The sequence below is a fragment of the Bradyrhizobium sp. genome (genome assembly GCF_035701725.1).
Taxonomy (GTDB): Bacteria; Pseudomonadota; Alphaproteobacteria; order Rhizobiales; family Xanthobacteraceae; genus Bradyrhizobium.
In genome coordinates, this window is sequence record NZ_DASSRP010000162.1 from 1 (window position 1) to 7,953 (window position 7,953).

Here is a 7,953-nt window from a genome sequence, read left to right on the forward strand (position 1 = left end):
CTTGAGCACGCCCATCTCGGAAGCCATGACGATGCGATCGTCCTTGGTGACGAGATAGCGCGCCGGGCGCAGGCCGTTGCGGTCGAGCGTCGCGCCGATCTGCTTGCCGTCGGTGAACGCGATCGCGGCCGGGCCGTCCCAGGGCTCCATCATCGCGGCGTGATACTCGTAGAAGGCGCGGCGCTTCTCATCCATCAAGGGATTGCCGGCCCACGCTTCCGGAATCATCATCATCACCGCGTGCGGCAGCGAGTAGCCGCCCTGCACCAGGAATTCGAGCGCGTTGTCGAAGCAGGCGGTGTCGGATTGGCCTTCATAGGAAATCGGCCACAGCCGGCTGATGTCCTTGCCATAGAGCTCCGAATGCACGGAGGCCTGCCGCGCCGCCATCCAGTTGGTGTTGCCGCGCAGCGTGTTGATCTCGCCGTTATGGGCGATCATGCGGTAGGGATGCGCCAGCGACCAGGTCGGGAAGGTATTGGTCGAGAAGCGCTGGTGCACCAAAGCCAGCGCGCTCTCGAAATCCGCCTCGTGCAGGTCCGGGTAGTACTTGCCGAGCTGATCGGCGAGGAACATGCCCTTGTAGATCACGGTGCGGCACGACATCGAGCACGGATAATAGCCGGCCATGCCGCGGTCGCGGCGCTGGTAGATCGCCTGCGAGATCGACTTGCGCAGGATGTAGAGCCGACGCTCGAACTCGACCTCGTCCTTGATATGCGCGCCGCGGCCGATGAACACCTGCATGTTGGCAGGCTCGGTCGGCTTGACGGTTTCGCCCAGCGAAGCGTTGTCGGTCGGCACTTCGCGCCAGCCCAAGAGCTTCAGCCCCTCGTCCTTGATCTGGTCGGCGATGATGCTCTGGATCACCTTCCGCCAGGCCTTCTCCTTCGGCATGAACAGGGCGCCGACGGCATAGGCGCCGGGCTCAGGCAGCGTGAAGCCGAGGTCCTTGGCCTTGCGGGCGAAGAAGGCATGCGGGATCTGCACGAGAATGCCGGCGCCGTCGCCGGCGCGCGGGTCGGCGCCGACCGCGCCGCGGTGCTCGAGGTTGCAGAGGATCTGCAGCGCGTCGGAGACGATCTGATGCGACTTACGCCCCTTGATGTTGGCGATAAAGCCGACGCCGCAGGAATCCTTTTCCAGTGCGGGATCGTACAGGCCAACGGCTTCGGGGCGGAACGTGTGTTTTTCGATCATGTGCGCGGAATCGGCCGGTTTCGATGTCGCGACCGACAGCCCAGGGGCCACGATGTTTTCGCGCTCGAATTCGGACCGGCTCATCTTCGCGTCCTCTCAATCAATAAGGCTGGAAAGCCTCACCGTCAGCGGCGCAGCTTGGGCGTTGTGGCACCTAACCGGGCCACCGGTCGTCCTCCGCGAGCCGCAATTTCTTAAATTTAGGCTGGCCGCTGCAAACCCTGTGCCGGGAGCGCGGACCAAAATTAAGACAGTGTTCCTGTCCTAACTCTGACCATGCCAAATTTTTGTCTATCACACAAGCAGGTGAAAGTCGCCCGCGGCGTGCAAAAGGCGAAAGCTCCGATTCCGAAGTTCGCAGCCAATTGGGGCGCCCCTGACGCGAGCTTCGGAATCAGCGACCTCCAGCCATGCACTCCTGCCGCGGTTTTGCGGCAAGCCCGCCGCGATTGAGCCTAAGGGCTGCCCGATTCCAAGAATGAAATTGACTTCGGGGTGCAAGGCAGAGACCCCCCGCAGGGTCATCACAGGAGCTCCAAAAATGAAGGCGTTCAGAGGGTGGGCTATCACGGCTGCGCTCGTTTTCGCAGGCACGGCGGCGAATGCGCAAAGTACGCCCCAGCAGACGGGTCCCGCGCGCTACCAGGCGGCATCCGATCTTGAGGGGCCCTACGCCGACGTTCCGCCGCCACCTCCGGTCATCACCGCTCCGACCTATGGTCCGCGGGCCTACGGGCCGCCGCCGGCCGGTCCGGCCGACTACGGTCCGGCCTATAGTGGCGCGCCGCTGCTGCCGCCCAGGGAAGTCTATGCGGTGCTTCGCGAGAACGGGTTCTCGCCCCTCGGCGTGCCGCGGCTGCGCGGACTTTTTTACTCGGTCTCGGCGATTGACCGCCGTGGCGACGATGGGCGGCTGGTGATCGACGCGCGTGACGGACGGATCGTGCGCTTTGTGCCGGCCGAGCACTTTGGCTATGGCGGCGGTTACGGCGGCTATGGCGAGGGGTACTATGGCGGCGGACCGCGGCCCTCATACGGGCCGATCGAGCCCATGACCCGTCTCGACAACGCGCCGCGGCCGCCGGCTTCGGTGCCCAAGATCGCCAGCCGCATGCCGCAGCAAGTTCCGCTGCCGAAGGCGGCGCCGGCCAAGTCTGCCGACCGTCTCGAGGTGAAACCCTCCGACGTGAAGCCCTCCGACGTGAAGCCCTCTGACGTGAAGCCCTTGGCCGACAAGCTGACGCCGGCCCCGGCCCCAATGCAGCAATCCGCCGCTGTTCAGACCAAGTCCGAGGCCGCCCCGCCGGCCGCGCCTGCCGCCGAGGCAAAACCGGCCGCTCCGGCGATCCAGCCGACCCAGCCGATGCCGAAGGTGCAGGATTTCGAATAGCTCTTCTCAGTCGCCCAGGCCTTGAGCCGGGGCCCATAACCACCGGCGGATATTCTTGACGACACTGGAGTGTCGTTCTTCGCAAAATCAGCGCTTCCGGTTATGGGGCCTCGCATTCGCGAGGACGACAATTGGCCAAACAAAAAACGCCCCGGTTGCCCGGGGCGTTTTCGCATTCAGCCAATATCTGCTGAACCGGCGCTTCGCGTTAGGCCGCGGCCTTCTCGGCCGAGCCCTCGATTGCGGGCGCCGCAGTGGTGGCGATCGGGATGTTGCGCGGCTTCTTGGCCTCGGGGATCTCGCGGACGAGATCGACGTGGAGCAGGCCGTTCTCAAGCGAGGCGTTCTTCACCGCCACGAAGTCGGCGAGCTGGAATACGCGCTCGAAGGCCCGCGCCGCGATGCCGCGGTACAGAACTTCGGATTTCTCTTTGCCGTTCTCGTTGGCGACTTTCTCGCCCTTGATCGTCAGGGTGTTTTCCTTGGCGACGATCGAAAGCTCGTTCAGCGCGAAACCGGAAACCGCGACGCTGATGCGGTAGGCATTATCGCCGGTGCGCTCGATGTTGTAGGGCGGATAGCCGGGGCTGCCGTCGGCGGTGGCCTGGTCAAGCAGGTTGAAAAAGCGATCGAAGCCGACGGTGGAACGATAAAACGGGGTGAGATCAAACGTACGCATTTAGTCCTCCATTGAGCGACTGTTGAAGTGAACCCGCCCGCCATGGGGCCGGGCTTGTTGATATGCAGCCTCCAACACCTCCCGGTTCTCTGGAAATGCTGGTTGTGGCCTGCACGAAAGTGATATGGGAGGGCCGAGAAGGACGTTCAAGACCGGGTGAACCGGCCGTCTTTGATGCGCCGCCCCTTGAATTTGAAGCCCCATTTCCTATGACATGACGCTGGTCTCGATCCCCGCCAATCCCGTGCCGGACAACGTCGTTTCCGGGACCATCAAGACGCCTGACGGCGCCGAACTGCGCTTTGCGCGCTGGGCGCCGCCGGCCGGCCGCAAGGGAACGGTGTGCGTCTTTACCGGCCGCAGCGAGCACATCGAAAAATACTTCGAGACGGTGCGGGATCTGCGCGACCGCGGCTTTGCGGTGGCGATGATCGACTGGCGCGGGCAGGGGCATTCGTCGCGGCGGTTGCGCGATCCGCGCAAGGGCTATGTGCGCGACTTCTCAGATTACGAAATCGACGTCGAGACCTTCGTGCAGCAGGTGGTGATGCCGGATTGTCCGCCGCCATTCTTCGCGCTCGCCCATTCTATGGGTGGCGCGGTGATGCTGCGGATCGCGCATGCCGGCAAACGCTGGTTCGACCGCATGGTGCTGTCGGCGCCGATGATCGATCTGCCCGGCCATCTGACCGCGATGCCGGCGCGCGTGTTCTTGCGAACCCTGCGGCTGGCCGGTCTCGGCGGCCGTTACGTCCCCGGCGGCAATGATACGCTGACCGGCACCGAGCCGTTCGTGAACAATCCGCTCACCAGCGATCCGGTCCGCTACGCCCGCAATGCCGCGATCCTGGCCGAAGACCCGACGCTCGGCCTCGGCTCGCCCACGGTCGCTTGGGCCGATACGGCATTTCGTGCCATGCACGGCTTTCGCGCCATGACCTATCCGTCGGAAATCCGTCAGCCCATTTTGATGCTGGCGGCGAGCAACGACACCATCGTGTCGACGCCGGCGATCGAGGAGTTCGCCTATCATCTGCGGGCCGGTTCGCATCTCGTCATTGCCGGCGCCAAGCATGAAATCCTGCAGGAGCAGGATCGCTACCGTTCGCAGTTCTGGGCGGCCTTCGACGCCTTCGTGCCGGGCACGCCGCTGTTTGGCTGAGGCTGCCGATGGTGGGCGTTCACGATTTCTGGCTTTTCATCGTCTCCGGGCTTCTGCTTAACATCGCCCCCGGACCCGACACCGCGTATATCGTCGGGCGCAGCGTGCAACTCGGATGGCGGGGCGGCGTTTTCGCTGCACTCGGCATCAGCACCGGCTGTCTCTCCCACGTTTTTGCCGCGGCAATCGGCCTCTCGGCGCTGCTGGTTGCTTCTGCGACGGCATTTGCAGCAGTGAAGTGGCTTGGCGCGGCCTATCTCTGCTATGTCGGCCTGACAATGCTGTTGTCTCGTCCGAAAAATTCGGAACCGGTTCTTGCGCGCCAAGCCGTTCCGCTCCCGCGCGTGTTCTGGCAGGGGGCGCTGACCAACGTGCTCAATCCGAAAGTCGCGCTGTTCTTTCTCGCCTTCCTGCCGCAATTCGTCGATGCCGACGCGCCGCACAAGCCGCTGGCCTTTCTGATGCTCGGCCTGATCTTCATTTTCAACGGCACGCTGTGGTGTCTTGCCGTCGCCATTGCTGCCGCGCGGGCGGCGGGCCGCGTCCGTCGATCGCCAAGCGTGATGAATTGGATCAATCGCGGGCTTGGCGCGCTGTTCGTCTATCTTGGCGTTCGCATCGCGTTAGTTCACGCGAAGTAGATCTCGTAGGTCGCGACACACGTCAGATAGATCCCGAGCACGATCATCGCGATCAGAAACCAGCGGCGGAACGTTTCCGGTTCGAGCCGCGTCCGTATACTCTGGCCGATTGCCATTCCCGTGAAAGAGAAGGCGAGCGCAATGACGCCGGGGATCGCGGTCGATTCGTCCAATATTCCGGCGGCCGAGAGATTGAAAGCCTGCGCTAGCGTCGCCACCGTAAAGAACACGCCGAGTGCCTGGATCAGCTCGTCCTTTTTCATGCCGAGGGCCTGGAAGAATGGCATCGAGGGGATCACCTGCACGCCGGTGGCGGCCGAGATGACCCCCGTCGTGAGCCCGATGACGCCGCCGATCCATTTCTCGCCAGCCGGAGGAACCGTGAGTGCAAATCTTCGCAAGCTGATGACGGCATAGATCACCAGCAGGATGCCGATCAGAACGGTGCCATAGCGCGCGTAGGGGCCGGTCATCATGTCGCGATTGAGCCAGATACCGGCCGCAAGGCTCAACAGCAGCGGCCAGAGCCGCTTCACGATGTCAAGGAAATAAGGACCGGCAAAGGTCTGCCAGATATTGGTCAGAACGCCTGGCACGATGACGATCGCGAGCGCATGGGCCGGCGCCATCGCGACCGCAAGCAACCCCATTGAAACGGTGGGCAGCCCGAGGCCGATCACGCCCTTGATGAACCCGGCCAGAAGAAACACCGCGGCAATGAAGGTCAGGAGCAGAACGCTCATGTCTCGTGGTCCGATCCAAACATTCGCATCCCTTCTCAGCGGTCGCTCTTGCGAATGTTAGAATCAAGGGACCGGCGAATACGGGTTACATTGACCGATCGCATTGTTCGGCACAATCTGTGACTTATTGAATGAGCCTTCGGCTAAGACGAAGGCAAGAGATCGGGAGTTCATCGATGCGCTTTGATCTGGTCGATCTTCAGCTTTTTGTCGCGGTCGCGGACTCCGGCAGTATCACCCACGGTGCAGCCCGCGCGAATTTGGCGCTCGCTTCGGCAAGCGCCCGGATCAAAGGACTGGAAGCCGATCTCGGCGTCGCTTTGGTCAGGCGCCGCCGCCGCGGCATCGAACTCACCGCCGCCGGCGAAAGCCTGCGCGATCATGCGCGGACCATCATGCATCAGGTGGCGATGATGCAGGGCGATATCGCTGCCTTCAACAGCGGCGTCAGGGCAAGCGTTCATCTGCTCGCCAACACATCCGGCCTGTCGGAGTATCTACCCAAGGCCTTGGGTTCCTTCCTGCGCGAATATCCCGATATCAGTCTCGACGTCGAGGAGCGTGAGAGCGCCGATATCGTCGGCGCCATCGCCGGCGGGGCGGCCGATCTCGGCTTTGCCGCCGAGCACGCGCTGCCGGAGCATTTCGAGCGATTTTCATTCGGCCAGGATCGTTTGGTGCTGGTCGCGCCAAGGCGCAGCGCATTTTCAGGCCGCCGCCAGATCGACTTCATCGAGGTGACGGATTGCGACTTCGTGGGACTGACGAATACCACCGCGCTCGCCGTTCACATCGACAGACATGCGGCCCGGCTCGGAGTGCGCTTGCGGCTGCGCGCGCGCTTGAGAGATTTCGATGCGATCTGCCGCATGGTGGCGGCCGGTGTCGGTGTGGCGGTGGTGCCGGAGGCGGCGGCCCGGCGCTGCGCACAATCGATGCCGATCGCGCTGATTGCGATCCGCGACGACTGGGCCAATCGCCGGCTCGCGATCTGTGCCCGCAGCTTCAAGAACCTGCCGAAGCCCGCGAAACTGCTCGTCGATCACCTGCGCAAGGCGGTGCGATAGATCATTTCTCGGTCGGCACGCCCGCGTCCTTGATCACTTTGGCCCAGCGCGCGATCTCGCTTTCCATGAAGGCATGGAAGTGCTCGGGGCTGTCGCCGACCAGTTCGGCGCCCTGAATGGCGAGCTTTTCCTTCACGACGGGATCGCGCATCGCTTCGGTTGCGATCTGGTTCAGTCTGGCGACGATCGGTGCCGGGGTGGCGGCGGGCGCCACCATGCCGTACCAGTTTTCCGCCTGCACGTCCGGAACGCCGACTTCGGTCGTCGTCGGCACGTCCATGGCTGTCGGCGCACGCTGCGGCGCGCCGAGCGCGATCGCGCGCAGGCCGCCGGACTTGATCTGCGGCAACAGCACCGGCAGGTCGAGAAACACCATCTGCACCTGCTGTCCGAGCATGTCGTTCAGGGCCGGCGCGGCGCCGCGATAGGGCACGTGCACGATATCGATCTTGGCGGAGAGCTTGAGCAATTCGCCGGCCAGGTGCGGCAGGCTGCCGGGACCGGTGGAGGCGAAATTGAGCTTGCCGGGTTCTGCCTTGGCGAGCGCGATCAGTTCGCTCATGTTTTTCGCCGGCACATTTGATGCGACCACCAGCATCTCCGGCACCTTCGCGACCAATGTGACGGCTTGCAGGTCTTTTAGCGGGTCGTAGGCGACTTTTTCCATCGTCGGGCTGATGGCGAGCGCGCCGGCGCTCGAAATCGCGATCGTGTAGCCGTCGGGACTTGCCTTGGTGAGAACTTCGGTACCGAGTACCCCGCCCTGGCCGCCGCGGTTATCGATGATCACCGGCTGCTTGATGATCTCCGACATGCGCTGTCCGATCACCCGCGCGATGATGTCGTTGGGGCCGCCGGCCGGGAAGGGCACGATGAGGCGGATCTGGCGCGCCGGAAAATCCTCGGCGCTGGCGGACGCCGGAAGCAGCAACAGGCTGCCGAGCAACGCGCAGACGATTCTCATCAGGCTTCCTTTAACCGTTGAGCAGCTTGAGCGCTGCTTCGTGGACGCGCGGATCGCCGGCCGCGACGATGCGGCCGCCGCCTTGCGCGGGCTTTCCCTCCCAGGTC

At 63.6% G+C, this 7,953-nt stretch carries 7 protein-coding genes and 2 pseudogenes; 4 read left to right on the forward strand and 5 right to left on the reverse strand.

The window, feature by feature from the left end; genetic code table 11:
* Nucleotides 1–1,284, reverse strand: a pseudogene (locus VFL62_RS09600) (glutamate synthase subunit alpha); the annotation flags it as partial.
* Between the two features lie 457 nt (nt 1,285–1,741).
* On the opposite strand from VFL62_RS09600, the gene VFL62_RS09605 reads away from it, so the two are divergent.
* Entirely contained in the window at nt 1,742–2,590 is an 849-nt protein-coding gene (locus VFL62_RS09605; RefSeq protein ID WP_325172137.1) for a hypothetical protein, read from the forward strand.
* Nucleotides 2,591–2,798: 208 nt separating this feature from the next.
* On the opposite strand, the gene VFL62_RS09610 is transcribed toward VFL62_RS09605, so the two are convergent.
* Nucleotides 2,799–3,269, reverse strand: a complete 471-nt coding sequence (locus tag VFL62_RS09610) for an Hsp20 family protein (protein ID WP_325172138.1) — start codon at nt 3,267–3,269, stop codon at nt 2,799–2,801.
* Between the two features lie 214 nt (nt 3,270–3,483).
* Between VFL62_RS09610 and VFL62_RS09615 the strand changes: the two genes are divergently transcribed.
* Both VFL62_RS09615 and VFL62_RS09620 read left to right on the forward strand, forming a co-directional pair.
* Nucleotides 3,484–4,431 carry an alpha/beta hydrolase gene (locus VFL62_RS09615; protein WP_325172139.1) on the forward strand — a complete coding sequence of 316 codons (948 nt, stop codon included), beginning with the start codon at nt 3,484–3,486 and terminating at the stop codon, nt 4,429–4,431.
* Nucleotides 4,432–4,439: 8 nt separating this feature from the next.
* A complete protein-coding gene (locus tag VFL62_RS09620; RefSeq protein WP_325172140.1) occupies nt 4,440–5,072 on the forward strand; it encodes a LysE family translocator in 633 nt (210 codons plus the stop codon).
* Here the strand turns inward: VFL62_RS09620 and VFL62_RS09625 are convergent.
* Entirely contained in the window at nt 5,060–5,815 is a 756-nt protein-coding gene (locus tag VFL62_RS09625) for a sulfite exporter TauE/SafE family protein (protein WP_325172141.1), read from the reverse strand. The genes VFL62_RS09620 and VFL62_RS09625 overlap by 13 nt on opposite strands.
* Before the next feature lie 176 nt (nt 5,816–5,991).
* Between VFL62_RS09625 and VFL62_RS09630 the strand changes: the two genes are divergently transcribed.
* Complete coding sequence (locus VFL62_RS09630) at nt 5,992–6,882, forward strand: LysR substrate-binding domain-containing protein (protein WP_325172142.1); 891 nt, start codon at nt 5,992–5,994, stop codon at nt 6,880–6,882.
* A gap of 1 nt (nt 6,883) precedes the next feature.
* Here the strand turns inward: VFL62_RS09630 and VFL62_RS09635 are convergent, their stop codons facing one another.
* Together VFL62_RS09635 and VFL62_RS09640 are read right to left on the reverse strand one after the other, a co-directional pair.
* Nucleotides 6,884–7,846 (reverse strand): tripartite tricarboxylate transporter substrate binding protein, encoded by a 963-nt coding sequence (locus tag VFL62_RS09635; RefSeq protein ID WP_325172143.1) that lies wholly within the window; start codon nt 7,844–7,846, stop codon nt 6,884–6,886.
* A gap of 10 nt (nt 7,847–7,856) precedes the next feature.
* Nucleotides 7,857–7,953, reverse strand: a pseudogene (locus VFL62_RS09640) (histidinol-phosphatase); the annotation flags it as partial.

What these genes read in the sequence shown, in the direction of transcription:
- VFL62_RS09615 (WP_325172139.1), top strand. Translation starts at nt 3,484, where the DNA reads ATGACGCTGGTCTCGATCCCCGCCAATCCCGTGCCGGACAACGTCGTT.
- VFL62_RS09635 (WP_325172143.1), bottom strand. Translation starts at nt 7,846, where the DNA reads ATGAGAATCGTCTGCGCGTTGCTCGGCAGCCTGTTGCTGCTTCCGGCG.
- VFL62_RS09625 (WP_325172141.1), bottom strand. Translation starts at nt 5,815, where the DNA reads ATGAGCGTTCTGCTCCTGACCTTCATTGCCGCGGTGTTTCTTCTGGCC.
- VFL62_RS09630 (WP_325172142.1), top strand. Translation starts at nt 5,992, where the DNA reads ATGCGCTTTGATCTGGTCGATCTTCAGCTTTTTGTCGCGGTCGCGGAC.
- VFL62_RS09605 (WP_325172137.1), top strand. Translation starts at nt 1,742, where the DNA reads ATGAAGGCGTTCAGAGGGTGGGCTATCACGGCTGCGCTCGTTTTCGCA.
- VFL62_RS09620 (WP_325172140.1), top strand. Translation starts at nt 4,440, where the DNA reads ATGGTGGGCGTTCACGATTTCTGGCTTTTCATCGTCTCCGGGCTTCTG.
- VFL62_RS09610 (WP_325172138.1), bottom strand. Translation starts at nt 3,269, where the DNA reads ATGCGTACGTTTGATCTCACCCCGTTTTATCGTTCCACCGTCGGCTTC.